General features: G+C 66.7%; 26 protein-coding genes and 1 pseudogene. 6 read left to right on the top strand and 21 right to left on the bottom strand.

Annotated elements, in window-relative coordinates:
* The 6 genes and pseudogenes from HV786_RS18875 to fliF all read right to left on the bottom strand — a co-directional run.
* A pseudogene (locus tag HV786_RS18875) lies at positions 1 to 579 on the bottom strand (flagellar hook-length control protein FliK); the annotation flags it as partial.
* 24 nt (positions 580 to 603) lie between these two features.
* Positions 604 to 1,059: a flagellar export protein FliJ gene (gene fliJ, locus HV786_RS18870; RefSeq protein WP_056316675.1), complete on the bottom strand. Its 456-nt coding sequence runs from the start codon at positions 1,057 to 1,059 to the stop codon at positions 604 to 606.
* A complete protein-coding gene (gene fliI, locus HV786_RS18865) occupies positions 1,052 to 2,479 on the bottom strand; it encodes a flagellar protein export ATPase FliI (RefSeq protein WP_056318674.1) in 1,428 nt (475 codons plus the stop codon). Before fliI ends, fliJ begins: the two co-directional genes overlap by 8 nt.
* A 92-nt stretch (positions 2,480 to 2,571) precedes the next feature.
* Entirely contained in the window at positions 2,572 to 3,315 is a 744-nt protein-coding gene (gene fliH / locus HV786_RS18860) for a flagellar assembly protein FliH (RefSeq protein ID WP_056316677.1), read from the bottom strand.
* Positions 3,308 to 4,318 (bottom strand): flagellar motor switch protein FliG, encoded by a 1,011-nt coding sequence (gene fliG, locus HV786_RS18855; RefSeq protein ID WP_056316680.1) that lies wholly within the window; start codon positions 4,316 to 4,318, stop codon positions 3,308 to 3,310. Before fliG ends, fliH begins: the two co-directional genes overlap by 8 nt.
* Entirely contained in the window at positions 4,308 to 5,984 is a 1,677-nt protein-coding gene (gene fliF / locus HV786_RS18850) for a flagellar basal-body MS-ring/collar protein FliF (protein WP_128828152.1), read from the bottom strand. The genes fliG and fliF overlap by 11 nt, the downstream gene beginning before the upstream one ends.
* 329 nt (positions 5,985 to 6,313) lie before the next feature.
* On the opposite strand from fliF, the gene fliE reads away from it, so the two are divergent.
* A complete protein-coding gene (gene fliE / locus HV786_RS18845) occupies positions 6,314 to 6,646 on the top strand; it encodes a flagellar hook-basal body complex protein FliE (protein WP_056316686.1) in 333 nt (110 codons plus the stop codon).
* A 93-nt stretch (positions 6,647 to 6,739) separates the two neighbouring features.
* Here the strand turns inward: fliE and HV786_RS18840 are convergent, their stop codons facing one another.
* From HV786_RS18840 to HV786_RS18810, 7 genes are all read right to left on the bottom strand, one after another.
* The gene (locus HV786_RS18840; RefSeq protein ID WP_128828429.1) at positions 6,740 to 7,540 is read right to left on the bottom strand and encodes a flagellar brake protein; all 801 of its coding nucleotides are present in this window, start codon (positions 7,538 to 7,540) and stop codon (positions 6,740 to 6,742) included.
* A 14-nt stretch (positions 7,541 to 7,554) separates the two neighbouring features.
* Complete coding sequence (locus HV786_RS18835) at positions 7,555 to 7,881, bottom strand: EscU/YscU/HrcU family type III secretion system export apparatus switch protein (RefSeq protein WP_056316694.1); 327 nt, start codon at positions 7,879 to 7,881, stop codon at positions 7,555 to 7,557.
* Positions 7,881 to 9,251 carry a flagellar hook-length control protein FliK gene (gene fliK, locus HV786_RS18830; RefSeq protein ID WP_175211540.1) on the bottom strand — a complete coding sequence of 457 codons (1,371 nt, stop codon included), beginning with the start codon at positions 9,249 to 9,251 and terminating at the stop codon, positions 7,881 to 7,883. The genes HV786_RS18835 and fliK overlap by 1 nt, the downstream gene beginning before the upstream one ends.
* Positions 9,248 to 9,598 carry a flagellar protein FliT gene (locus tag HV786_RS18825; RefSeq protein ID WP_063952296.1) on the bottom strand — a complete coding sequence of 117 codons (351 nt, stop codon included), beginning with the start codon at positions 9,596 to 9,598 and terminating at the stop codon, positions 9,248 to 9,250. The genes fliK and HV786_RS18825 overlap by 4 nt, the downstream gene beginning before the upstream one ends.
* Positions 9,599 to 9,645: 47 nt before the next feature.
* Entirely contained in the window at positions 9,646 to 10,074 is a 429-nt protein-coding gene (gene fliS, locus HV786_RS18820) for a flagellar export chaperone FliS (RefSeq protein ID WP_062841390.1), read from the bottom strand.
* 20 nt (positions 10,075 to 10,094) lie between these two features.
* Positions 10,095 to 11,483 carry a flagellar filament capping protein FliD gene (gene fliD, locus HV786_RS18815; protein ID WP_128828153.1) on the bottom strand — a complete coding sequence of 463 codons (1,389 nt, stop codon included), beginning with the start codon at positions 11,481 to 11,483 and terminating at the stop codon, positions 10,095 to 10,097.
* A gap of 143 nt (positions 11,484 to 11,626) precedes the next feature.
* A complete protein-coding gene (locus HV786_RS18810) occupies positions 11,627 to 12,004 on the bottom strand; it encodes a flagellar protein FlaG (RefSeq protein ID WP_056316709.1) in 378 nt (125 codons plus the stop codon).
* Between the two features lie 139 nt (positions 12,005 to 12,143).
* Between HV786_RS18810 and HV786_RS18805 the strand changes: the two genes are divergently transcribed.
* On the top strand, positions 12,144 to 12,881 hold the full coding sequence (locus HV786_RS18805; protein ID WP_128828154.1) for an IclR family transcriptional regulator: 738 nt from the start codon (positions 12,144 to 12,146) through the stop codon (positions 12,879 to 12,881).
* A 28-nt stretch (positions 12,882 to 12,909) separates the two neighbouring features.
* On the opposite strand, the gene HV786_RS18800 is transcribed toward HV786_RS18805, so the two are convergent.
* The 4 genes from HV786_RS18800 to HV786_RS18785 form a co-directional block, all read right to left on the bottom strand.
* Positions 12,910 to 14,076, bottom strand: coding sequence for an acyl-CoA dehydrogenase family protein (locus tag HV786_RS18800; protein ID WP_128828155.1), 1,167 nt, complete (start codon positions 14,074 to 14,076; stop codon positions 12,910 to 12,912).
* Entirely contained in the window at positions 14,066 to 15,307 is a 1,242-nt protein-coding gene (locus HV786_RS18795) for a CaiB/BaiF CoA transferase family protein (protein ID WP_175211538.1), read from the bottom strand. The genes HV786_RS18800 and HV786_RS18795 overlap by 11 nt, the downstream gene beginning before the upstream one ends.
* Complete coding sequence (locus HV786_RS18790; RefSeq protein WP_175211536.1) at positions 15,304 to 16,275, bottom strand: Bug family tripartite tricarboxylate transporter substrate binding protein; 972 nt, start codon at positions 16,273 to 16,275, stop codon at positions 15,304 to 15,306. Before HV786_RS18790 ends, HV786_RS18795 begins: the two co-directional genes overlap by 4 nt.
* Before the next feature lie 65 nt (positions 16,276 to 16,340).
* A complete protein-coding gene (locus HV786_RS18785) occupies positions 16,341 to 16,757 on the bottom strand; it encodes a cupin domain-containing protein (RefSeq protein WP_128828156.1) in 417 nt (138 codons plus the stop codon).
* Between the two features lie 166 nt (positions 16,758 to 16,923).
* On the opposite strand from HV786_RS18785, the gene folC reads away from it, so the two are divergent.
* From folC to purF, 4 genes are all read left to right on the top strand, one after another.
* Complete coding sequence (folC, locus tag HV786_RS18780; RefSeq protein ID WP_175211534.1) at positions 16,924 to 18,234, top strand: bifunctional tetrahydrofolate synthase/dihydrofolate synthase; 1,311 nt, start codon at positions 16,924 to 16,926, stop codon at positions 18,232 to 18,234.
* A gap of 73 nt (positions 18,235 to 18,307) precedes the next feature.
* Entirely contained in the window at positions 18,308 to 19,135 is an 828-nt protein-coding gene (locus HV786_RS18775; RefSeq protein ID WP_175211532.1) for an SPOR domain-containing protein, read from the top strand.
* Positions 19,135 to 19,623, top strand: coding sequence for a CvpA family protein (locus tag HV786_RS18770; RefSeq protein ID WP_056316730.1), 489 nt, complete (start codon positions 19,135 to 19,137; stop codon positions 19,621 to 19,623). Before HV786_RS18775 ends, HV786_RS18770 begins: the two co-directional genes overlap by 1 nt.
* A gap of 30 nt (positions 19,624 to 19,653) precedes the next feature.
* Positions 19,654 to 21,174, top strand: a complete 1,521-nt coding sequence (gene purF, locus HV786_RS18765) for an amidophosphoribosyltransferase (protein WP_062841383.1) — start codon at positions 19,654 to 19,656, stop codon at positions 21,172 to 21,174.
* 74 nt (positions 21,175 to 21,248) lie between these two features.
* Here purF and HV786_RS18760 read toward each other — a convergent pair whose 3' ends face one another.
* From HV786_RS18760 to HV786_RS18745, 4 genes are all read right to left on the bottom strand, one after another.
* On the bottom strand, positions 21,249 to 21,770 hold the full coding sequence (locus HV786_RS18760) for a YgjP-like metallopeptidase domain-containing protein (protein ID WP_128828158.1): 522 nt from the start codon (positions 21,768 to 21,770) through the stop codon (positions 21,249 to 21,251).
* Between the two features lie 13 nt (positions 21,771 to 21,783).
* On the bottom strand, positions 21,784 to 22,266 hold the full coding sequence (locus HV786_RS18755; protein WP_128828159.1) for a disulfide bond formation protein B: 483 nt from the start codon (positions 22,264 to 22,266) through the stop codon (positions 21,784 to 21,786).
* A 49-nt stretch (positions 22,267 to 22,315) separates the two neighbouring features.
* Complete coding sequence (locus HV786_RS18750) at positions 22,316 to 23,029, bottom strand: MarC family protein (RefSeq protein WP_056316742.1); 714 nt, start codon at positions 23,027 to 23,029, stop codon at positions 22,316 to 22,318.
* 68 nt (positions 23,030 to 23,097) lie between these two features.
* On the bottom strand, positions 23,098 to 25,704 hold the full coding sequence (locus HV786_RS18745; protein WP_175211530.1) for a [protein-PII] uridylyltransferase: 2,607 nt from the start codon (positions 25,702 to 25,704) through the stop codon (positions 23,098 to 23,100).
* Between the last annotated feature and the right edge of the window lie 7 nt (positions 25,705 to 25,711).

Here is a 25,711-nt window from a genome sequence, read left to right as displayed (position 1 = left end):
GGCTTCGGCGTCGCGGGCGATCTGGGCGGCGGCGGCTTGCGCCTGGCCGGCGGTCGCGGCCACCGGCGTCTGCTGCGCGGCCTGCGGCGCCAACGTGTCGGCGGCATTGAGCGCGGCCGTCAGCACGGCGGCGCCCTGGTTCATGGCGGTGACGGCCGCAGCGGCATTGCCGCGGGCAAGCTGCACCTGTTCGGCGGCCTGGGCCGCGATCTCCAGGGCCTGTTGCGGCAGGTCGGACGGGGCCACGGGCAACTGCGCCGCGACGGCCAGAGCGCCGGCTTCGGCCTGGGCGGCGGTCTGCACCGCTTCATTGATGGCGCCGGCGGCGGCGCCTTCGGCCGTGGCGGCCGGATCGCCGGGCTTGCCGTCCTTGGACGGCGTCTTGCTGTTGCCGTTCGCGGGGCGGGCGTCGGCGGCCTGGTTGGGCCGCTGCTGCGCCGGACGCTGTTGCGCCAGGACGTCGGAAAAGGCGGGGCCTTTATCTTTCTTGTTCCCGGCAGCCGGTTTGGCGCCGAGCACGTCGTTGACCGGCGACGGAGAGGCCGGCGCGATCGAAGGCAAGGGCAGGGGAGCGGTCATCTAAAGCTTCCTGTGAGGTATTGCTTAATGCTGCATGCCGCTGGCCTGGCGCTGGACCAGGCGGGCGGAGTATTCGTCGTTGGCGCGCTGTTCACGGCGCGACTCCACCAGCGCCTGGGCGCGCTGCTCGCGCTGCGCCAGGGCATCGTAGGAGTTGAGCTTGCGTTTTTCCTGCTGCCAGTAGAGCTGCCCCTTGGACAGGTTTTCCTCGGCCTGGCGCAGCACGCCCTGCTGCTGGCCGATCGCGTCGTCCAGCGTGCCGATGAAGCGCTGATAGTTGTGGCAGTCGCTGGCGGCCATGCCGGTCGTCATCGCCGTCTGAAGGCGCTCGAGGTAGTCCTGGCGGTAGTCGTGCAGCATGGAAAGCTGGCGTTGCGCATTGCTGCGTTCGGCGGTCAGCCGGCCGAGCAGGCGCGCGGCTTCGTCCGTGCTTTCCTTGGCCAGGTTGATCAGCATGTCCAGAGGCAGTTGGCTAGGCATAAGTGTCCCGTGATTCGAAACTGGCTCGCAATTGGTTGACGGCGTCTTCGTAACCGACGTTCTCGCCGATGTCCTGCTGCAGGAAGGCTTCCAGGCGCGGGTAGCGCGCGATGGCGTCGTCCAGCTGCGGGTCGTTGCCGGCGGCGTAGGCGCCCACGGCGATGAGGTCGCGGTTGCGCTGGTAACGCGACAGGCTTTGCTTGAAGCGGCGCACGATGGAGAACTGCTGCGGCGTGATGAGCGAGGTCATCGCCCGCGAAATCGACGCTTCGATGTCGATGGCGGGGTAGTGGCCCGATTCGGCCAGGTGGCGCGACAGCACGACGTGGCCGTCCAGGATCGCGCGCGCCGAGTCGGCGATCGGATCCTGTTGATCGTCACCCTCGGCCAGCACGGTGTAGAACGCCGTGATGGAGCCGGCCTTGCCGGACGGGCCGGGCGCGCCCATGCCCGCGCGTTCCACCAGCGTGGGCAGCTTGGCAAACACCGACGGCGGATAGCCCTTGGTGGCGGGCGGTTCGCCGATGGCCAGCGCGATTTCCCGTTGCGCCATCGCATAGCGGGTCAGCGAGTCCATGATCAGCAGCACGTCCAGGCCTTGGTCGCGGAAATGCTCGGCCAGGCGAGTGGCGTACGCGGCGCCTTGCAGTCGCAGCAGCGCCGACACGTCGGCCGGCGCGGCCACCACGACCGAGCGTGCCAGGCCTTCCGGGCCCAGGTTGTGCTCGATGAATTCCTTGACTTCACGGCCCCGTTCGCCGATCAGGCCGACCACGATCACGTCGGCCTTGGTATAGCGGGCCATCATGCCCAGCAGCACGGATTTACCGACGCCGGAACCGGCGAACAGGCCCATGCGCTGGCCGCGGCCGACAGTGAGCAGGCCATTGATGGCGCGCACGCCGGTGTCCAGCACCGTATCGATGGGCGCGCGCGACAGCGGGTTGATCGGCTGGGCAGACAGGGGCGCCAGTTCGGCGCCGGTCAGCGGACCCAGGCCGTCGAGCGGACGGCCCGCGCCGTCCAGCACGCGGCCAAGCAGGGCGTTGCCGACTGGCAGGTGGCGGCCAAGCTGGGGCTTGGCATTGCCGTTCAGTTCGGCCTTGCGCGGCAGCGGAATCTGGCGCTGCACGGGCGGTTCGCCGGGCACGACGCGCGCGCCGGGCGGCAGGCCGGAAATGTCGGCCTGCGGCATCAGGTACAGCGTGTGACCGTCAAAGCCCACGACTTCGGCGTCGGCCCAATGGTCGTGTCCGCGCGCGATCTCGATGCGGGCGGCGGCGCCGACGGGCAGGCGCAGGCCGGTGGCGTGCAGCACGAGGCCGGTCGCGCGCGTGATCTTGCCGCTGACCAGCCACGGATCGGTGGACGCCGCGCGGATCGAGCCGATCTCAAGCTGCGTCTGCCAGCGGTCGAGCACCGGCGCGGTGGGCTTGGCCGACGCGGAAACGGCCGGGGCGCCCGCGAGGGGCGCGCCGGCCTGGCCGGGTTGCTCGGAGGCCGGATTGCCGTTCACACCGGCTCCTCCCAGGAGGCGTTGCGGCCGAGCGAGGCGGCCACGCGGCGCCAGCGAGTCTGCAAGGTGGCGTCGATGTCGCCGAAAGGCGTCTCGGCGCGGCAGCCGCCACGCAGGATGGATTCATCGGCCAGCACGCGCCAATGGCCTTCCTTCAATTCGTCGGCCAGGTGCAGGCGGATCAGTTCGATATCGTCCGGATTGGCCCACAGACGCATCTGGCCGCCGGCCGTCGGATTGATGTGCAGCACGTCGCGCACGGCGTTCACCACCGTCTCGGGCTGTTCGGCGAGGGTGGTGCGCACGACTTGCTGGGCAATGTCCAGGGCCAGCGTCAACAGGCTCTGGCCCATCTTTTCTTCCAGCGCGCCGATCGAGACGGCGCAGGCTTCCACCAGCGCATGCAGGCGCTGCGCTTCGGCGGCGCCTTGTTCGCGGCCTTGGGCCAGGCCTTCGGCGTGGCCGGCTTCGCGGCCAGCGGCAAGACCGGCCTCATAGCCCGCCTGCTGGCCAGCTTCGAACCCGGCGGCATGACCGCGCGTCACGCCTTCCTCGTGGCCTTCCGCAATCGCCTGGGCGCGCAACTGCGCCATCACCACGGCGGGATCGGGGCCCGGATCGGGTTCCGGCTCGGGTTCGACTTCGACGGGCGCCGGCTCGTCGAACGACAGCATCTGCCAGCGCCGCCAGGCGGCGCTGCGCGAGATGAGCGTCGCCGCGCCGTTGTCCGCTTCAGACATACGCGTCGTCTCCGGAATTGCCCAGCACGATCTGGCCGCTTTCCGCCAGGCGGCGGGCGATCTGCAGGATCTTCTTCTGTTCGGTCTCGACCTTCGACATGCGGATCGGGCCCTGGGCTTCCAGGTCCTCGCGCAGCATTTCGGCCGCACGGCTGGACATGTTGCGCAGGAACTTGGCGCGCAGCTCTTCCTGGGCGCCCTTGAGCGCGACCATGAGCGTGTCGTTGTCGATTTCCTTGAGAATGAGCTGGATCGCGCGGTCTTCCACGTCGAGCAGGTTGTCGAAGACGAACATCTCGTCGATGATCTTCTGCGCCAGGTCGTTGTCGCGTTCGCGCAGGCTGGCGACCACGGTTTCTTCCTGCGTCGAGTTCATCATGTTCAGGATCTCGGCCGCGGTGCGCACGCCGCCCATCTTGCTTCGCTTGGCGCCCTGGCCGGCCAGGACGGAGTTCAGCACTTCGGTCAGCTCGGACAGCGCGGCCGGCTGCACGCCGCCGAAGGTGGCGATGCGCAGCATGACGTCGTTGCGCAGGCGGTCGGTCAACAGCGCCAGCACGCCGGCGGCGCGGTCGCGCTCCAGGTGCACCAGGATGGTCGCGATGATCTGCGGGTGCTCGTCGCCGATCAGTTCGGCCACGGTGTTCGGATCCAGCCAGTTCAGCGCGTCGATGCCGCTGCCGCCGTCGCCGGCTTCCAGGATGTCCTCGATCAGGCCGGCCGCGCGGTCGCTGCCCAGCGCCTTGGTAAGCACGCTGCGGATGTAGTCGTCCGAGCCCAGCGTCACGGCCATGAACTGGTCGGCTTCCTGGCGGAACTCTTCCAGCACGACGGCGACGTCGTTGCGCGTGACCTGTTTCAGACTCGCCATCGCGGCGCCGACCTGCTGCACTTCACGGGCGCTCAGGTACTTGAACACTTCGGCCGCGGCGTCTTCGCCCAGCGACATCATCAGGACGGCGCTGCGCGTCATGCCGTCCATTGGCAGGGAATCATTTTTCATCTTTGGTCATCCAGGTGCGCAGGACCATCGCGACGGCGCGCGGATCCTTGTTGGCCATGGTGCGAGCGCGTTCAAGGTTGTCCTGATAGCGATCGGTTTCCTTGGCGCGGGCCAGGTCCTGGGCCTCGCGGGCGGCTTCGGCGCGCTCGGCTTCGGCCTGTTCCGGATCCACCGGCGGGTACAGGTACTCGGTGACCGAGCGGCGAATCTTGCGGTACAGCCACAGGGCCAGGACGCCACCGATCAGCCAGAACAGGATCGTCTTGAACAGCGAGATCATTTCCGGATCGCGCCACATCGGCAGCGGCGGCGGGCCATCGTTGAACTGGCTGTTGACCAGGTTCAGCGAGTCGCCGCGGCCTTCGGAATAGCCCATTGCCTCGCGCACCAGGTTGGTGAGCTTGTTCAGTTCCTCGGGCGGCAAGGCTTGCAGTTCGCCATCCTTGTCGCGCACGTAGTTCACGACCACGGCCACCGACATGCGCTTGAGGTTGCCAACGGGCTGTTTGATGTGGCTGATGGTGCGGTCGACTTCGTAGTTCGTCGTTGCGTCGCGGCGTTCGTTCAGGTTGCCGGCGGGGGCCTGCGTGCCGGTCTGCTGCTGTTGCTGTTGCTGCTGCTGTGCATTGGCCTGCGGCGGTTGGCCGGGGCGGGGCGGTTGCTGCTGCGGGGGATTGGTGACGGGCGCCTGCGCGTTGGCGGGCGCCTGGTTCGACAGCGCGCCGGGCACGCCTTGGGCGGGGCCGACGCCACGCTGGGTGGAATCGCTGGTCTGCTGGCTGCGCACGGCGGCCTGACCAGGTTCCTGGTTGGGGCGGTAGACCTCGGACGTTTCCTCGCGGCGCGAGAAGTCGACGTCGGCGGTGGCCTGGGCGTGCACGTTGCCGGGGCCGACCAGGGGATTCAGGATGGTAAGGATGCGCTCGACGGTGCGCTGCTCGATCTCGCGCACGAAGCGAAGCTGGTCGGCGTCCATGCCGCGGCCTTCGCCCAGCGGGGCGGACAGCAGGCGGCCGTTCTGGTCGACGATGGACACGCTTTCGGCGGTCAGCTCCGGCACGCTGGAAGCCACCAGCCAGGAGATCGCGGACACCTGGGCATCGCTCAGGCTGCGGCCCGGGTACAGGTTCAGCAGCACGGAGGCGGTGGGCGCCTGGCGCTCGCGCACGAACAGCGACTGGCGCGGCATGGCCAGGTGGACGCGGGCGTGCTGCACGGTGTTCATGGCTTCGATCGAACGGGCCAGCTCGCCCTCCAGACCGCGCTGGTAGTTGATCTGTTCCGCAAACTGGCTGGCGCCGAAGCGGGCGTTGTCCATCAGTTCGAAGCCGACGGAGCCGCCGCGCGGCAGGCCTTGCGAGGCCAACTGCAGCCGGGCGTCATAGACGCGGTCGGCGGGCACCAGCAGCGCGGTGCCGTTTTCGTTGTATCGGTAGGGCACGTTCATCGTGCCCAGGGCCGTCACGATGGCGCCGCCGTCACGGTCGTCCAGGTTCGAGAACAGAACCTTGTACTTCGGTTCGCTGCTCCACATGACCACGGCGACGATCACCGCGACAAGGGCCGCGGCGGCGCCGAGCAGGACGGGCTTGGGAAGCGCGCGGACCCGTTCCAGCACGGGGAACTTGGCCAGAAGCGACGAGCTCAGGGTAGCCTGCTGATTCATTGACGGCTCCCGCTGGCTTCGCGGAGCAGGGAAAATGACTTCATGTCTGGGTAGGGCCGATTACACATGCAACGTGCTTCTGGTCTGGGGAGAGCGTGGATTATTGCCCCTGAGACACCAATCCCAATCGATGAAAACAGCCGTTTTTTGGCGTTACTTAAGCCCTATGTCGATGACGAGGCGCAAAGCGGGGCCGCATCCCCGGCGGGGGACGTTCGCATTCGTTGAAATGTCAGGTTTTTTGGCGGTTCTTGTCGGCTATGGACAGCCCTGATCGGCGTTACGCTGCGTCTTCAATTTGGCGTAATCCCACCAGCAAGGAATAGGTAATGGCTGTATCAGGCTTGTCCGGCATCGAAGGCATGCTCCAGCAGATGCGCGCGGTCGTGAGCAAGGCGGAGACGGGTAATCTGTCCGCCGGCGAGGGCGTCGCGCAACCCGACGGTTTTGCCGCGGAACTGCAGCGCTCCATCCGTCGCGTGACCTCCGCCCAGAACGCCGCCAGCAACCAGGCCAAGGCCTTCGAGCTGGGCGCGCCCGACATCTCGCTCAACGACGTCATGATCGACCTGCAGAAGGCCAGCCTGGGCTTTCAGACGGCGGTCCAGGTGCGCAACAAGCTGGTTGCGGCCTACAAGGAAATCTCGTCGATGGCCGTGTAAGGCCGGCAAGCAGCTCAAAGGCCTTCCCGCGGGAAGGCCTTTTGCGTTGCAGCGGCGCCATCAGGAGCGCGCCATGCGGCCCGAGGCGCCGTTTCAGTTGCGCTGCGCGCCTTTCTCCAGGCGCCACACCACCTGCTGCAGCCAGTTTTCCTGGCGGGCGTTCAGGTTCATGAAGAGGGCGCCCACATGGCTGACCGGGGGTTCGCCCGTCAGCGACACGTGCTTGGGCGCTTCACCGTCGCTGCCGTCGGCGGCGGCCATCGGCTGGCCCGACACCGGATAGATGTTGCGCACTTCCAGGTCGGCGCTCAGCTTGCCCAGTTCGCCGAAATCCAGTTCCACGTCTTGCATCACCGTGCCGCGCTCGGGCAGCTCGCCCACGGCCAGTCCCACGCGCAGGCCCACGCCGTCCACTGAAATGTCGCGCACGGTGAAACCCACTGGCTTGTCCGCCGGCGCCGCTTGCCATGTGGCGAAGCACCGGTTGGCGCTGGTGATCATCGAGGCGCGGAACATTTTGCGCCGCTGGATGCGGGCCAGGCGATCGGGGAAGGGCGACATCAGCGCCGCGCTGCCGTCATCGAAGTGGATGACTTCAGGACGCTGGACGCGAAAGCGGATCTGCACGCCGCCATAGGCGGTGGCATGGAAGTGGAAGTTCGTGCCGCTCAGGAGGCCCATGCTGTCCGACTGCTCGAAGTCCGCGCCATCGTAGTCGCGCGGGCGCCAGAAGAACTGGCGCGTCTGCTTGTCGGCTCCCAGGATCAGCACGGCAATCTCACGGTCCGCGGCATCGCGCACCAGGATGTGGCTGTCGGGGTGCGTCAGCTCGAAAAGGGCTGAGCGCATGTCTTCCGGCCGGGTCAGCAGGAATTCCGGATCGGCGGCATCCAACACGGTGATCGTCCTTAGGTAGAGATTTCGGGCCGCGCGGCCTGGGGTATGTCGCGCGATTCCAGGCGGTAGAGCCAGGCGAGCAATTCTGCCACCGCGACATAGAGTTGGGGGGGAATATGCGCGTCCAGGTCGACCTGCATGAGCAAGCCCACCAGTTCGCGCGATTCGTGCACGTACAGTCCGTTTTCCTCGGCCGCGCGGACAATCGTGTCCGCCAGCTGGCCGTAGCCCTTGGCCACCACGCGGGGCGCGCCGTCGCTTTCGTCGTACGAGATGGCGACCGCCGCGTTGCGGTTGGCGTTCGGGCCGGCGTCCGCGGGGGAGGAAGGGGTGTTCATCAGAAATCGGTCGGGATGACGGGACGGGGTTCAACCACGCTTACCGTCAGATTGCTCAGGGTCAGGCCGGCAGCCAGCAGGCGCGAGCGTAGCATGTCCGAGGAGTCGTTGATCTCGGAGGCGCTGTGCGGCGCAATGAGCTGCAGCACGATCTGGTCGCCCGCAAGGTTCAGGCGCGCGTCCACCAGGCCCAGGCGCGGCAGATCCAGCTTCACGCGCGTGGCCCAGGTGGGAACCGCCGATTCGCGGTCGGCGCCGTAGGGGTCACGTTCGACTTCCCACTCCATCTGCGTGCCGGGCCAGGCTTCGCCTTGCCAGTTCACCGTCTGATTGGCCAGCACGTCCAGCTGCTGGCGCACCAGCACCGTCAGATCCTGATGGATGCCGCTGATCGGCGCGCCGGGCGTGGACGATGCCGCCGAGCCGCCCGAGGACGCCGGCGCCTCGGCGCCGCCGCCGGACCGGCTGGCGCTGGCCGCTTCGGTGCGGCCGCGGGCCTGGACGTTGGCGTGCGAGGCCGTGTCGCGAGACAGCCGGGCTTGCGGCTCGTTCTCCAGCGTGGACGGATTCTTGCGGCCAAAGACCATGTCGGTCAGATGCGATTCGTAGAACAGGCCGCTGGTCTGCAACGCATTGCGCAAGGCCTGGCCGAGGGCGCGGGCAGACGGGCCGCCCGCGGCAAGCGAGGCATGCGAGACGGCCTCGGCGCCTTTCGCGCCACCGGCTTGTCCAGCTGGATGCGTGGCCGGCTTGGCGTTGGCGGCGTCTGCGGTCGCAGAAAGAGGGGCGCCCGGGGTGGCGGCAGACGTGGCTGCAGACGCGGCGGCGGCCGCGGGCAGTGGGGTTGCCGGTGCGGCGGCGGGCTGGCCAGGCTGGCCAGCCTGCGCGGGTTGGCCGGGTTGGGCCGGGCCGGCCTGGCTGCCCGGGGCGGCGCCGCCGGGTTGCTGTCCGCCCTGTGCATCGGCGCTCCACAAGGGCGCGCGGCCTTGCACGGCCGGTGCGGCTTCGGGGTATTGGGCAAGCAGGGCCAGGATGGTGCGGGCCGTCGTGCCCAGCGTGGTCGGGGCCGAGGCGGTCGTGTCGCTGCTGGTGACCAGGCCGCGCGCGGCCAGTGCCAGCGCGGCGGCGGTTTTGGGGTCGACAACAGTATTCTGGCGGTCGCCTCGGGCGCCGCCAGTTTGTATGCCTTGCCGGGTATCGCGCGCCGAGCCGTCCGAAGGCCCGGCTTTCTCCGGGCTGCCGGGCTGGCTGACCGCGTCAGGCCGTGCGCCCGAAATCTGGTTGGCGTTCGCGGCGGACATCGTCGTGCCAAGCACGGCGTCCAACCGCTGCACCAGGACGTTGCCGAGCGCGGCGGGACCGATGCTCATTCGTCAGGCGCCTGTTTGCCGTAGGCGGACAGCAGGGTCTGCTGGCGCTTCATGCGTCCCAGCAGTTCGCCCAGCCGCGCCAATTGGGGCAACGCCAGGTCGCGCGTCATGGCATCGTTTTCAAGAATGCGCACGAGCAAGTCGTACTTCATGCTGCGCCCGGCTTCGTCCAGCGGGTTGACGGGTTCGGCATGGCGCAGGCGCTCGACCTGCTCGCAGTAGAGCTGGCCGTGCATGAGTGCGGTGTCCCAGTCGCCGGCCTGGGCGGCCGTCAACATCTCGCTCGTTGAGAGCGCGATCTCCTGGTACTGTTCCAGGATGGTGGAGGACTGGGTGAGCGACGTCATAGAAATCTCGGGCGATCGATGGCTGGCAATAGCGGTTATGGGGGCCATCAAAGCGTTGCGCCCGGGGCAGGCCGATCGATGGAAGTCTGCCAGGCGTCGGCCAGGTCCGCCAGCAGGCGGTCCGCAATGTCCAACTGCTCGACGTCGGCTTTCAGGTTTGCCATGAGCAGGGTGCGGACGATGTAGTCGTAAAGCCGGCTCAGGTTGGCGGCGATGTCGCCGCCGGCTTCCATGTTCAGGCCCATCTTCAGGCCTTCGTCGACGATCTTGATGGCCTTGGTGATTGCTGCGCCGCGCTCGGCAACCCGCCCTTCCTGCAGATGCAGGCGAGCCTGTCCGATTGCCGCGCGCGCACCCTGGTAAAGCAGGGTGATCAGCCTTTCCGGTGTGGCGCTCATCACTTGGGTCTCCAGGCCGATATCGGCGTAGGAGCGGACAGAGTATGAGCCTGTGGGGCGGCGCGCGGCGTACGTCATTTAATGCATCTTCTCGGTTATCACTTCGTCGACTTGTTCATGGCCGCGAACTGCTGCGTCAGGTAGTTGGCCGTGACCGACTGCTGCGCAACGAATTTGTCCAACTGGACGAACTGCGCGCGCATCAGCTCCAGCGAAGCTTCGCCAGCGGCCTTGGCGCGCGTGTACTGATCCTTCACGTTGGCGATCGACTTGGCCAGACCGTCGGTCTTGGTCTTGATCGAGCCGGTGTCGCTCAGGATGTCCTTGGTCGCCTTTTCAAAATTGGCGGCCAGGCCGTTTTCGCCCGTCAGCATGCGCGAGACGTCCGCGCCGTTCGTGGACAGCGCCTTGTCCAGCTTGGTCTGGTCCAGCGTCAGCTGGCGCGTCTGCGGGTTGGTCGTGATGCCCAGGTCTGCCAGCGAACGCAGCGTGCCTTCGCCTGTCACGAACTGCAGGGCGCTGGCGAGCGACGACTGGATGGCGCGCGTCGTGCCGTCGCCGGTGAGCGGCTGGTTGGTGGCGGCGGCGGCGTCGAAGGCCGTCAGGTTCTTGATCGTCGTCTGCAGCGTGTTGTAGGCGGTCACGAAGCTCTGGATCGCCTTGCTGGCCACCGAGGGATCGCTTTCCAGCTTCAGCGTGATGGGCTTGCCGGCTTCGGTCTTGGACGACAGGTTGAGCGTGACGCCGTCGATGGCGGTCGAAATGTTGTTCGTGCCGCTCTTGACGGTGATGCCGTTGATGTCGATTTCAGCGTCGACAGCGGCGGTGGCCGTCATCTTCGCGCTGGTGTCGGCAGCGTCGGTGTTGTAGTTCAGGACGTCCTTGAGCGACTGGTCGCCCGTCACCGTGATGGACTTGACCGACGCCTGCACGCCCGTGTTCTTGGCGGTCATCATCAGGTAGCTCTTGCCGTCGCCGTCGGTGATGACGGTGGCGCGCACGCCCAGCGAGTCGTCGGCGTTGACCGCCTTGACGATGCCGTTCAGCGAGGTGTCGTCCTTCAGGTCGACGGTCTTCTTGGTGCCGTCGGCCAGTTCGATTTCAAAGGAACCGGTGGCGCCATTGGACGCCTTGCGGTCGGCGACCGCGCCCGATTGCAGGGTCTGGGAGGTGGCAACGTTCTTCACGTTGATCGTGTACTGGCCAGCCACGGCGCCTTCGGCGGCCACGGTCGCGGTCAGGGCGTCGCCGCCGGTCACGCTGCCTTTCACGGCGCCCAGCGTCTCGGGCTTGCCCAGCGCAGCGGCAGCCTTCTGCACGGCTTCCACGGCGCTCTTGAGCTGGCCGTATGCCGTAACGCGGGTTTCGAAGCTGGTCTGCCGTACGGTGTACTGCTGCAGCTTCTTTTCCTCGGCAGCTTCCAGCTTCGAGAGGATGTCCTCCAGGGGCAAGCCTGAATTCGAACCGAGGTTGGTGATGGTGGCCATGTGAAGTTCCTTCCTAGCGATGCAATTCTGACAAAAATGTGGTCCCGGCTATCGGCCGGGTAAAGGCATAAGGCGGGCCTATTTCGACGGTTCTCGTGCCGGGCCCCGCGTCAATTTTGGCGAACGGCGTTTTAAGTGCCGGATCAGGCCGAGGTCTTGATACCGTTTCCCTGCATGTTCACGATCATTTTGGCGATCTTCAGCACCGCTTCGCTGGGGATGGTGCGCAGGACGTCACCCGACTCGGCGTCGATCACGGACACAACCACCTGGTGCACATTCGGGTCGATCTCGAACTGAAGCTGGGTCGACCAGGCCTTCATCTGTTCGTTGATCTCGTCCAGCGCCTTATCGAGCGGCATCTTCTGCGCATTGGCCTGATCCGACGTGGCGTTGCCGGAGCCGCTGCTGTTGCTGCTGGCGGGTGCGGGCGTGGCGGTGGCGGAAGGGTCGGGCGTGGCGATAACGGTCGAAACCGGTAACGACGCGAACGCTGCGGGGGCTAACGGGGTTACGGCCATGATCACTCCAACGGCGAGGGGGGCGTCTCGGAGAACGCGCTGTTTTCAGGAAATTCTCAGTTACCATAACGGCACCCTCGGGGCGAACTTTAGCCCCGCGCAACTGGATGGTTCACGTGCTAAGAGTCTGGATCGGGCAATGAGTGTCAAGACGGCGTTGCGAGTTATCGAAATCATCGAAACCTACGCCCGCGAGAAACGCGCGCTGCCCCTGTCGGAACTGGCCCGCCTGCTGGATGTGCCGGTGTCCAGCTGCCTGGCGCTGATCCGCACGCTCACCAGCTTGGGTTACCTTTATGAAACCGGACGGCGCCAGGGCTACTACCCGACCGGCCGGCTGCTCGCGATGGCCCAGCGCATCGCGCGGGCCGATCCCGTCCTGGACCGGGTGTATCCCAGCCTGGTCGAACTTCGCGACGCCACGCGCGAAACGGTGGTCTTCGCCAAGCTGTCGGCCGACGGCCGCGTCGTGTACCTGGATGTGCTCGATTCCCCCCATACGATCCGATACGCGCCGGTTGCCGGCGAGTTCAAGGACGTTCACGCCAATTCGCTGGGTAAGGCGTTGCTTTCGCTGCTGGACGACGCGGCGCGCGATGCGCTGTTGGCGGCCATCCCCATGACGCGCTACAACGAGCGCACCCTGGTGACCCGCGAGGCGCTGCTCGCGGATCTGGACGCCTCGCGGCAGCGGGGATGGTTCATGAATAGCGGCGAGTCGATCGCCGACGTGGGCGCGATCGCGTGGCCGGTCACGCTGTCTGGCGAACACTACGCCATTTCGGTGGGCGGCCCGATCTACCGGATCGAGCCGGAGCAGGAATCGTATGCCCGGATCCTGCGGGCGGCCTGCACGGGGCTGGAGCAGCAGGCCTGAATCGCGCCCGCCTGCCGTCGTGGTCCGCCTAGTACGACTTGGGCAGGCCCAGCACCTTTTCCGCAATGAAGCACATGATGAGCTGCGGGCTGACCGGCGCGATGCGGGGGATGAAGCTTTCGCGCAGCAGCCGCTCCACGTGGTACTCCTTCGCGTAGCCCATGCCGCCCAGCGTCATCACCGCCGTCTGGCAGGCGTTGTAGCCCGCTTCGGCCGCCAGGTACTTGGCCGAGTTGGCGGCCGGGCCGCAGGGCTTGCCCGCGTCGTACAGGCTGGCCGCCTTGAACACCATCAGGTCCGCGGCCTCCAACTGCATCCACGCCTGGGCAAGCGGGTGCTGGATGCCCTGGTTCTTGCCGATGGGGCGGCCGAACACGGTGCGTTCGCCGGCGTACTTGACCGCCCGGTCCAGCGCCGCGCGGCCAATCCCGACCGCTTCGGCGGCGATCAGGATGCGCTCGGGATTCAAGCCGTGCAGGATGTATTCGAAGCCGCGGCCTTCCTCGCCAATACGATCGGCCACCGGAATCCGCAGGCCATCGATGAACAGCATGTTCGAATCGACCGCCTTGCGGCCCATTTTTTCGATCTCCCGCACCTCGATCTTTTCGCGGTCCAGGTCGGTGTAGAAGAGCGACAGGCCCTGCGTGGGCTTGTCCACCTCGGACAGCGGCGTGGTGCGCGCCAGCAGCAGCATCTTGCTGGCCACCTGCGCCGTCGAGATCCAGATCTTGCGGCCATGGACGATGTACTCGTCGCCCTGGCGCACGGCGCGGGTGCTCAGTTTGGTCGTGTCCAGCCCCGCGTCGGGCTCGGTGACCGCAAAGCAGGCCTTTTCCCGGCCGGCGATCAGCGGTTCGAGCCACCGGCCGCGCTGTTCATCGCTGCCGAACACCACGACCGGATTCAGCCCGAAGATGTTCATGTGGACGGCCGAGGCGCCGGTAAAGCCCGCACCCGACGCGGCGATGGTCTGCATCATCAGCGCCGCTTCCGTCATGCCCAGGCCCGCGCCGCCGTACTCCTGCGGCATCGCGATGCCCAGCCAGCCGTCGCGCGCCAGGTCCGCGTGCAGGGGTTCCGGAAACCCGCCCTCGCGGTCTCGTTCCAGCCAGTATTCGTCGGGGTAGCGTTCGCAGATGCGGGAAACCGCGTCGCGCAGGGCGAGCTGGTCGGGGGTGAATTCAAAGTCCATCGTTGTTTCCGTCCTGGGTAATGCCACGGGCAAGCATGGCGTCGATCTGTTCCTGGCCGTAGCCCGCCTCGGCCAGCACCTCCCGGCTGTGCTGCCCGAGGCGCGGGGCCGCGCGTCGTATCGACGTCGGCGTGCCTTCGTAGCGGCCCAGCGTTCCGGTGGTGCGAATGCGGCCCTCCGACGGGTGGTCCATTTCCTGGATGAAGCCGGTCGCGGTCAGGTGCTCGTCGTGCAGCAGGCCGTCGATGGTGTAGAGCTGCGAGGCGGGAATGTCGGCGCGCGCCAGTTCCGTCAGCCAGTCCTGGCTTGGGCGGGTGGCGATCACCTCGGCCACGAAGGCGTAGACCTCGCTGATGTGCGCCGCGCGGGCCCCGTGGGTGCAAAAGCGCGGATCCTGCGACAGCTCGGGACGCCCGATCAACGCGAAGAAGTTGCGCCAATGCTTGTCGTTGTAGATCAGCAGGCAGATGTATCCATCCGCGGTGGCGTACGGCCGGCGATGCGGCGCCAAGAGGCGCGCGTAGCCCGTGGGGCCCATCGGCGGCTCAAAGGTCGCGCCGCCCAGGTGGTCGCCCAGCACCAGGTGCGCCATGCCCTCGAACATCGGGATCTCCACCTGCTGGCCGCGGCCGAGCGTGCGGGCGCCCAGCACTGCGGACACCAGCGCGATGCCGACGTGCAGGCCGACCGCCCGGTCCGCCAGCGTCAGCGGCGCATAGCGCGGCACATCGCCGCTCTGCTGCGCGGACAGCGCGGCAATGCCGGTCTGCCCCTGGATCAGGTCGTCGTAGGCGGGGCGGCCGGCATAGGGGCCGGCCTCGCCGAATCCATAAGCGCCGACATAGACAAGTCGCGGGTTGCGCGCGGCCACCGCCTCGTACGACAGCCCCAGCCGCGCCATCGCCTGCGGGCGAATGTTGTAGAGCAGCGCGTCGCAGCTTTCCGCCAGTTTCAGGCAGGCCTCCCGGCCCTCGGGGGTCTTCAGGTCCAGGACGATCGACCGCTTGTTGCGGTTCAGGTGCAGGTAGAGATGCCCCATGCCCGGGTTGCGCATGGGGCCGACGGCCCGCATGTTGTCCCCCGCCGGCGACTCCACCTTGATGACGTCCGCACCCAGGTCCGCCAGGACCTGGGTCGCATACGGCCCCATCACCACCGAGCTCAAGTCCAGGATGCGCACGCCGGCGAGCGGCCCGGCGGCCGGCGTGTCGGACAGGGGCTGGTCGATCATTGCTGCTCGATCCCCGCGTCGCGGATCAGTTTGCCCCACAGGTCGCGCTGTTCACCGACGAACTGGGCGAAGGCCTCGGGGGTGCTGGAGAACGCGTCAAATCCCAGTCCCGCCAGGCGCTTTTTCGTGTCGGGATTGGCGGCGATCTTGTTGATGGCCGCATTCAGCTTGGCCACGATCTCGGGCGGCATGCCGGCCGGGCCGAAGTAGCCATTCCAGGAATTCAGGTCGAAGTCGGGCACGCCCGCCTCGGCCATCGATGGCAGGTCGGGCGCGATGGCGCTTCGCTCGGCCGTGGACACGGCCAGGGCGCGCAATTGCCCCGACTGCACGAACGGCAGGCCCGAGGCCAGATCGGTGAACATGAAGTCCACCTGGCCGCCCACCACGTCGGTCAGGCTCTGCGGCGTGCCTTTGTAGGGCACGTGCAGGATATCGATCTTGGCGCGGTTGGCCAGTGTTGCGCCGGCGACGATGCCCGTGCTGTTGCCGCTGGCATAGGTGATGCGGCCGGGGTTCTTCTTGGCGTCGGCCACCAGGTCAGCCACCGTCTTCCAGGGGCGCTTCGGATTCACCACCAGGAGGAAGGGCAGGTTGCCGCCCCGCGCGATGGGGGTGAAATCCTTCACCGGGTCGTATGGCACGTTCTTCATCAGCCACGGCGCGGCCGAATGGGACGTATTGGTGGTGACGAAGAGCGTGTAGCCGTCCGGCTTGGCGCGCGCCACGTAGTTGGCCGCGATCGTCGCGTTGGCGCCGGGCTTGTTCTCGACCACGACCTGCTGGCCAAGGATGGTCGACAGTTCGGCCCCGAAGATGCGCCCCACGGCGTCCGTGCCGGATCCGGCGGGAAAGGGCACCACGAGGGTGATGGGCTTGGTGGGGTAATCGGCGGCGTGTGCGGGGCCAGCGGCCATCAAGGCGGCGCCGCTCACTAGCGCGGCGCCCAGCAGGCGTAGGGATTGCATGGGTGTGTCTCCTGTTTTTATGGAATGCGGCGCGGCTCTGCGGCCGCTGCCTGGGGCAAGCCGCGTCAAGCGGCTGAGGGTGGCGCCGGAAAATCGCGTATCACGCGGTCGGGGGATTCTTCGTACGGGGGCGTGTAGATGACCAGCAGCCGGGCCGGCTCGTCGCTCGTCACCGTGAAGACGTGGGGGATGTCAGGCGGGAAATAACAGCAGTCGCCCGGGCCCATGTCGGCCCATTCGTCCTGCACCTGGGCGCGGGCGGTGCCCGATATCAGGTAGCAGACCTGTTCAATGCCGGGATGCGCGTGCGGCAGCGCGCCCTTGCCCTTGTCGATCACGCCCAGCAGGACTTCCACGCCGCGGGCGCCCACGGTGTCCGGACTGATCAGCCGGCGGTTGAGGGTGCCGGTGTGGTTGGCCGGGTGGTAACCGGGCACGTCGGCTTCACGCACCAGCCAGCTCGGGGTATCACGCTGCGTCATGTCTCTTCCTTATATTTTTCATACATGAATTTATTTTTACGTATGAGAAAAACATGGGCAAGCACTTTTTGTTCCGGGATACCGGGCCGCGCCCTAGGGGATTAGGGAAAACACCGGGCGCGGACTGCTAAAATCGCAGGCTGATTTCCTTTCGCGAACCCGCCTCATGTCTTCTGTCCGCACGCCTGACGCCGCCGCCAACCTGTCTGATTGGCTGCAGTACCTGGAGTCCATCCACGCAACGGCGATCGACATGGGCCTGGATCGGGTGCGCCAGGTCGCGGACCGCATGGCGCTGTCGCTGCCGGGCATAAAGTTCGTCGTCGGCGGCACCAACGGCAAAGGTTCTACCTGTGCCATGCTCGAGGCCATCCTGCTTGCGGCCGGCTACAAGGTGGGCCTGTACACCTCGCCGCACCTCATCGACTTCAACGAGCGCGCCCGTGTCAATGGGCAGATCGCGTCCGACCAGGACCTGATCACCCAGTTCCAGGCCGTCGAAGCCGCGCGCGGCGACGTGTCGCTGACCTACTTTGAATTCACCACGCTGGCCATTCTGCGCCTGTTCTCGCAGTCGCGGCTCGACGCCGTCGTCCTCGAAGTCGGCTTGGGCGGACGTCTGGATGCCGTGAACATCGTCGACGCCGACTGCGCTATCGTCACCAGCGTCGACTTGGACCACACCGACTGGCTGGGCGACACGCGCGAAAAGATCGGCTTCGAAAAAGCCCATATCTACCGCAGCGGCCGGCCCGCCATCTGCAGTGACCCGGTGCCCCCGCAGTCTCTGCTGGATTACGTCCAGGAGATCGGCGCGGACCTGTGGCTTTTCGGACGCGACTACAACTACTCGGGCGACCGCCAGCAGTGGGCCTACGGCGGGCGCGAGCAGCGCCGCAGCGCGATGGCTTATCCGGCCCTGCGCGGCGCCAACCAATTGCTCAACGCCTCGGCGGCGCTGGCTGCGCTGGAATCCGTGCGCGACCGGTTGCCCGTGCAGCAGCAGGCCGTGCGCCTGGGGCTGCTGCAGGCTTCGCTGCCGGGCCGCTTCCAGATCCTGCCGGGCCAGCCCACGGTCATCCTGGACGTCGCACACAACCCGCACGCCGCCGCCGTGCTGGCGCAGAACCTGGACAACATGGGCTTTCATCCGTACACCCACGCGGTGTTCGGCATGCTGAACGACAAGGACCTCGCCGGCGTGGTGGCCAAGCTCGGTTCCCGCGTCGACTACTGGTATTGCGCGGGCCTGCCCGGACCTCGCGGCACCCCGGGCCAGGCGCTCGCGGACCAGGTCGGCGCGGCGCTCCCGCCGCTGCCCGCCGGCAGCGAAAGCCCCGGCATCCAGGCCTACGCCGATCCCGCCCAGGCCTTTGCGGCAGCGCGCGAACGGGCAGGGGAGAATGATAGAATCGTCGTATTCGGATCGTTTCTCACCGTAGCCTCCGTTTTGCAGGCTCTGGGTCGCAAGGCATAGGCAAATCGGGCCATTCGCGTCATGGCGGCCGTGCCGCCGCAATGCCGCAAGGCGCCGCAAGGAATTCTCTTCCATGGGTTTTTTCAAACGCAAAGATCCTGCCGAGCAGGCGCAGGCCTCCAAACGGGCTGCCGTGCCCAGCGAGGTCCAGGCGGCCGAGTTGCGCGGCCGCGCGCGGCGCAGGCTTGCGGGCGCAGTGGCGCTGGTGCTGGCCGCAGTCATCATCCTGCCCATGGTGCTGGACTCTCAGCCCGCCCCGGTCGATGACAACATCCCCATCAAGGTGCCGGAACGCACGACGCCGTTCCAGCCTCAGGTCTCCGAACCCCAGGTTGCCGCTCCCGCCGACCCCTCGGCGTCCGGGGCCACTGATCCGGCTGCGGTGCCTACGCCTCCCGCCGTGAATTCCGTGCCGCCCGTGGCCGCCGCGTCCGGCACGCCCACCACCACGCCTCACACCACGCAGTCGGCCAACCCGCCCGCGACGCCTGCCGTCCCGCCGGCCACGCAGCCCAAGCCCGAAACCAAGCCCAAGCCCGAGCCCGCCAAGCCGGCCAAGCCTGAAACGCGTTCCGACGACGGTGCGCGCGCGCTGGCGCTGCTCGAGGGCCGCAGTGCGCCGGCATCGGCGGCCAAGCCGGAAGCGGCCAAACCCGCCGCCGCGAAGGGCAATTTCGTGCTGCAGATCGCTGCCTACACGACCTCCGAAGATGCCCAGTCGCGCCGCGGCAAATTGCATCAGGCCGGCGTCACCAACGCCTTTGTCGAGCAGGCCACGATCAATGGCAAGCAGCAGTACCGTCTGCGCGTGGGGCCGTTCCCGTCGCGCGAGGCGGCCCAGGCGGCCCAGGCGCGGTTGCGCACGCTGGGCTATGACAATGGTTTCATTGCCGCCCAATAGTGACCGGCTTCGACTTCGTCGTGCTGGCCATCCTGGTGGTATCGGGTGTGCTGGGCCTGGTGCGCGGCTTGCTCAAAGAGGTGCTGTCGCTGGTCGCCTATCTGCTGGCTTTCGTGGCCGCGATATGGTGGGGGCCCACGGTGTACACCTGGCTGGAGCCCTATATTGAAACGACGCTGCTGCGCATGGGAGTCTCCTACGCGGCGGTGTTCATCATCGTGTTGCTCGGCGTGGGGTTGGTCAATATGACGCTTGCCGCCCTGATCCGCAGCACCGGACTCAGCCCCGCCGATCACGGCCTGGGCGGAATGTTCGGGCTGGCCCGTGGTCTATTGATCGTGCTGGCGCTGGTCGCCGCCGCAGGGTATACGCCGCTGCCGCAAGAGCCGTGGTGGCAGGACGCCATGTTTTCGCATTCGGCCATCGAGGCCATCAAACATATCAAGACGTGGCTGCCGCCAACCCTGGCGACGTGGCTGCCGTATTGATTAGCTTCAAATCAACCAGGAAATCTCACCATGTGTGGAATCGTAGGGGTCATCGGGCGCGGGCCGGTCAACCAGCTGCTCTATGACAGCTTGCTGCTGTTGCAGCATCGCGGGCAGGACGCCGCGGGCATTGCGACGTCGCAAGGCAACCAGTTCAATATGTACAAGGCGCACGGCCTGGTGCGCGACGTTTTTCGCACGCGCAACATGCGCGCGTTGCCCGGCACGTCGGGCGTCGGCCAGGTCCGCTATCCCACCGCCGGTTCCAGCGCCAGCGAGGAAGAGGCCCAGCCGTTCTACGTCAATGCCCCATTCGGCATCATGTTGTCCCACAACGGCAACCTGACCAACTGGCGTGAACTGCGCGAGTCGCTGTATCGCGTCGACCGCCGCCACATCAACACGAACTCCGATTCCGAAGTCCTGCTGAACGTGCTGGCGCACGAGCTGCAATCGGCCGCCAACGGCGTGTCGCTCGACGAGGACGCCATGTTCCGCGCCGTGTCCGCCCTGCACAAGCGCGTGCGCGGCGCCTATGCCGTCGTGGCCCAGATTTCCGGCTACGGCCTGCTGGCCTTCCGTGATCCCAACGGCATCCGCCCGCTGTGCATCGGCCGCCAGGAGACCGAAGAGGGCGTGGAATGGATGGTTGCTTCGGAATCCGTGGCGCTTGAAGGCAGCGGATTCACGTTCGTGCGCGACGTTGAACCCGGCGAAGCCGTCTTCATCGACCTGGACGGCCGCATGGTGGCCCGCCAGTGCGCCGACAACCCCCAATTGGTCCCCTGCATTTTCGAATACGTCTACTTCGCCCGCCCCGATTCGATGATCGACGGCGTGTCGGTGTACGACGCGCGCCTGCGCATGGGTGAGTACCTCGCCGACAAGGTCGCGCGCAACATGCGCCTGGGCGACATCGACGTCGTCATGCCGATTCCCGATTCCTCGCGCCCGGCCGCCATGCAGCTTGCCGCGCGCCTGAACCTGGATTATCGCGAAGGGCTCATCAAGAACCGCTACGTGGGCCGTACGTTCATCATGCCGGGCCAGGCCGTGCGCCGGAAGTCGGTGCGCCAGAAGCTCAATGCGATCGGCATGGAATTCAAGGGCAAGAACGTGCTGCTGGTGGACGACTCCATCGTGCGCGGCACGACCAGCCGCGAAATCGTCGACATGGCTCGCGCCGCCGGCGCCAACAAGGTGTACTTCGCCTCGGCAGCGCCTCCGGTGCGCTTCCCCAACGTGTACGGCATCGACATGCCCACGCAGAGCGAGCTCATCGCCACCGGCCGCACCGACGAGGAAATTGCCCGCGCCATCGGCGCCGACAGCCTGGTCTACCAGGACCTGCACGACATGCAGCAGGCCGTGCGCGACATCAATCCCAAGCTGACGCGCTTCGAGGCCTCGTGCTTCGACGGCCAGTACATCACCGGCGACATCACGCCCGAGTACCTGGCCCGCCTGGGGCAATCGCGCTCCGAGCCCGGCAAGGACGAAGACGCGGGCGGCCTGCGCTTCAACATGGGGCACACCTCCGACGACGCCTGATCGCCTACGGCGTTTCGCGCAGAACAAAATGCCGTCCCTCGGGACGGCATTTTTTTACCCGTTGCAGATGCGATCTAGCCTTTCGCTTCCCACAGCGGCGTGCGCGTGGCCTCCAGGTGCGTCAGGTACAGTCGCAGGTCGAATTCGTACTGATGGTAGTGCGGCTCCATGCGCAGGCACATGTTGTAGAAGGCCTTGTTATGGTCCTTCTCCTTCAGGTGCGCCAGCTCGTGCACGGTGATCATCTTAAGGAATGGCGCGGGCACGTTCTTGAATAACGTCGCCACGCGGATCTCGTGCTTGGCCTTCAGCTTGCCGCCTTGCACCCGCGATATGTAGGTGTGCTGGCCCAGCGCGTGCTGAATCACATGGATCTTGCTGTCGAACGCGACCTTGTTGATCTGGTCGCCATTGCGCATGTGGGCGTTCTTCAGCTCGGTCACGTACTGGTACAACGCCTTGTCGGTGCGCACGTCGTGCACGCCTTCCGGATAGCGCGCCAGGAGGGCCGCACCCAGCTTGTCCTGGTCGAGCAGTTTCTGGGCCTGCGCCAGCAGCGGTTCCGGATAGCCGGCAAGGTATTTCAGTGTCTGCATGTGCACGCCGGGTTCAGGCACGGCCGCGCCTGAACGCCACCGGCAGCGCCATGAAGAACAGGATGACAAAGAGCGCCAGGCTCCACAGGGCGTATTCAACGCCCAGCACCGGCACCTTGGCGTCCATGCAGGTGGCGAAGATGCCGAACAGCGACGGGATGGCGCTTTCCAGCCCGATGCCGGTCATGAAGCGATCGGCAAACGTCTGATCGCACGAAAGCATGTTGGCGGCCACGCTGTACTGGTACCAGGCGGCCGCAACCCCCGACAGCGACAGCAGACCGGCCAGAATGCCGCAGATCCGCGTCAGGGCGCGTCCGCCGCCAAAGCCGCCCACCAGGGCGACGACGCCGATCACCAGGTAGATCAGGCGCTGCAACACGCACCAGGCGCAGGGCGGCATGTCGAAGACATGCTGGGAAACGAGGGCGATGCCTACGGCGCCGAAGGAGAATAGGGCGATCAGGCGGAGCAGGCGTTCTGAGCGAGAGGTCATTGTTGCGTTGGAATGGGTTGGACGAGGCCGGCGCGACGGCCGGCCATGCTTAGGCCTTCGGGACGGGAATTGGTTGCATCACCTGGGTCAGCACGCCCAAAAGGAGTTCCCGGGCGCCCTCCCAGAAGATCTGCACCCCCAGGCACAGCATGATGAAGGCCGACAACCGCATGAAGACAGCGGTGCCATTGTCGCCCAGTCGGTGCAGCATCTGGGCCGCGAAGCGCAGGCAGACATACAGCGTGAGCGAAACGACGATGATGCCAGGAATGGAGCCGGCCAGGCGCACCAGGCTCAATGCGTGATTCTGGTCTCGCAGCGAGACCCCGACCGTGATGGCGGCCGCGATGGAGCCGGGACCGCAGCTGATGGGAAAGGTCAGTGGATAGAACGCGCGGGCCTTTGCCATTTCGGGCGTGAACGATTCGGCCATGCGGGCGACGCGTTCGGTGTCGGCATCTGGCGAGTTCACCAGCCGCCAGGCGCTGGCGATCACCAGCATGCCCCCGCCCACTCGCACGATCGACAGCGAGATGCCAAAGAAGCTGAGGAGCACGTTGCCCGCCACCATGGCCACGATCAGCATCAGGCACACGTTGGTGGCGACCCGCTTGGCCAGCACCACCCGCGTGGCGGACGAGGCGCCTTCGGTCAGCGATAGGAAGATGGGGGCGATCGCGGGTGGGTTCAGAAACGGCAGCAGGGTGGCCAGCGCGAAGAAAAAGCTGCCACCGAAAACGCGCAGATAGTCATTGAGCTGCATGGGAGCAAGCATCGCCTGGCCGAAAACCCGGATTGTATGCGGTCCGGGCGGGGTCTGGCGATGCGGGCTCAGGCGGCGCGCTGCTGGGCCTCGTCGCCGGAAAGCGCGTCCAGGATGTCGCGTTCGAACTGCATCTGGCTGCGGGGGCGCGCCAGCGCGGATCCGTCCACGATGAACACGTCCTCGACGCGGTCGCCGAGCGTCATGATCTTGGCCATGAGCAGGTTGACCTCGTGGCGGGCAAAGACGCGCGCCAAGGCATGCAGCAGGCCCGGCCGGTCGGTCGCCGTGACGGACAGGCGCCACGATGTGCTGCGCTCGTCCGGTTGCAGTTCGGCCTGCGGCATGACTGGAAACACGCGCGATACGCGCGACTGCCGGCCGCGTCCGTACCATCCGCCGCGCCCGGGCTGGGCCTGCGCGGCGGCCTGCGGGTCCTTCAGCCGCTCGGCCAGTTCGTGTTCGACCAGCGTGGCCTGCGCCCGCAGGTCGCTGGCGCCTTCCGGCAGCAGCACGATGAAGCTGTCCAGCGCCCAGCCATGGCGAGTCGTGTGGATGCGCGCGTCCTGAATGGACAAGGACTTGGCGTCAAAATAGCCGCAGATCGCCACGAACAGGTCGGGTGCATCCCGCGTGTAGACCATGATCTGCAGGCCTTCTCCCTGCTCGGTGGGGCGGGCCTTGACCACGGCCCGCGTGGGCTCGACCTGGTGGTACAGATGGCGCGTGTGCCAGGCGATGTCCGAGGCGTCGTGCCGCAGGAAGTACGCCACGTCCAGCTGATTCCAGAAGGCTTCGCGCGCGTCGTCGCGCAGCCCGGCCAGGCGGGTCAGACGCGCCGCTTCTTCCTTGCGTTCGGCCAGCACCGTATGGGCGTCGGCGTGTGCGCCGCCCAGCGCGGCCAGCGTCAGCTTGTACAGGTCTTCCAGCAGCTTGCCCTTCCAGGCATTCCAGACCTTGGGGCTGGTTCCGCGGATGTCGGCCACCGTCAGCAGATACAGCGCGGTCAGATGGCGTTCGTCCTTGACCGTCGCGGCAAATTCCTTCACGACGTCGGGATCGGACAGGTCACGCTTTTGCGCCACCGCCGACATCAGCAGATGCTGACGCACCAGGAATTCCACCAGTTTGGCGTCTTCGGGATCCATGCCGTGGTCGGCGGCAAACTTGCGCACCTCGCGCGCGCCCAATTCGGAATGGTCGCCGCCGCGGCCCTTGGCGATGTCGTGAAACAGCGCGGCCACGTACAGCAGCCAGTGACGGTCCAGGCCCGCGATCAGCTGGCTGGCCAAAGGATATTCCTGTGCGTGCTCGGGCATGGTGAAACGGCGCAGGTTGCGCACCACCGCAAGCGTGTGCTGGTCCACCGTATAGGCGTGGAAAAGATCGTGCTGCATCTGGCCCACGATGCGGCGGAACACCGGCAGGTAGCGCGGCAGGATGTTCAGCATGGTCATGCGCCGCAATTCGTGGACGATGCCGCGCGGCTGCTGCAGGATCTGCAAAAACAGCTTGCGGTTGACCGGGTTGCGGCGGAACTGCGCGTCGATGCGGTGACGCGAATGCCAGATGGCGCGCAGTGTGCGGGCAGACATGCCCGTCAGCTCGGGGTGCTGCTGCATCACCAGGAAGGCGCGCAGGAGCAGGGTGGGATTGCGCTCGAAGCCGTCGTCCCGAATGATGTCCAGACGGTCACGCAGATTGCGAAAATCGTCGTCGATGTCGCGCGCGTCGCTGTCGGGGCGGGGGAACAGCCGCTCCTCGATGTTCTGCACCAAAATGCCGTTCAGCTGCGTTACAAGCCGCGCCGCCCAGTAGTAGCGCTGCATCAGCAATTCGCTGCCGCGCCGCGTGGCGGTGGCATGGATGCCGTAGACCTCGGCCAGCGCGGGCTGCAGGTCGAACAGCACCCGGTCTTCGCGCCGGTTGGCCAGCAGGTGCAGTTCGATGCGCAGGCGCTTGAAAGCCTGCTCGGCCTTGCGCAGGTCGCGCGCCTCGGACGAGGTCAGCAGACCCGCCTGCGCCACCGAGCGCCAGTTGTTGCCAAATCCGGCGGCCCGGGCCATCCACAGGATGACCTGCAGATCGCGCAGCCCCCCCGGCGATTCCTTGCAATTGGGTTCCAGCGCGTAGGGCGTGTCGTGGTAGCGCCCGTGGCGCTGCTGCATTTCGACGCGCTTGGCCAGAAAGAAAGCTTGCGGATCGAGCCGCGACTTGGTGGCCGCGTCGAACTTGCGCATCAGCACGCGGCTGCCGGCGAGCCAGCGGGATTCCAGCAGGGCGGTTTCCACGGTGATGTCCGCGTCCGCCTCGCGCTCGCAATCCTCGATGGTGCGCACGCTGTGTCCGGGTTCCAGTCCCAGATCCCACAGCGACGCCACCAGCTTCTCGATCGCGCTTTCCTCGTCGGGCGTCGGCGCGTGCGGCAGCAGGATCAGCAGATCGACGTCGGAGTGGGGGTAGAGCTCGCCGCGGCCATAGCCGCCCACGGCCGCCAGCGTGGCGCCGACCGGTAGCGGGCAATGCTTGACCAGATCCCGCAGGGCGGCATCCACGATGCGCCGCAGCTCGGTCAGCAGGATGTCGGGGCGTTCGTGTTCCCGGAACTGGGCCACCGCGGCCCGCCGGGATTCCTGAATGCGTTCGCGCAGCTGAGTAAGGATTTCGGCGGTCATGGATGGC

It is taken from the genome of Achromobacter mucicolens, from assembly GCF_902859725.1.
GTDB classification, from domain to species: Bacteria; Pseudomonadota; Gammaproteobacteria; order Burkholderiales; family Burkholderiaceae_B; genus Achromobacter; species Achromobacter mucicolens.
Note: the sequence above shows the minus strand (reverse complement) of the source record. Positions and strands in the feature narration are given on the sequence as shown.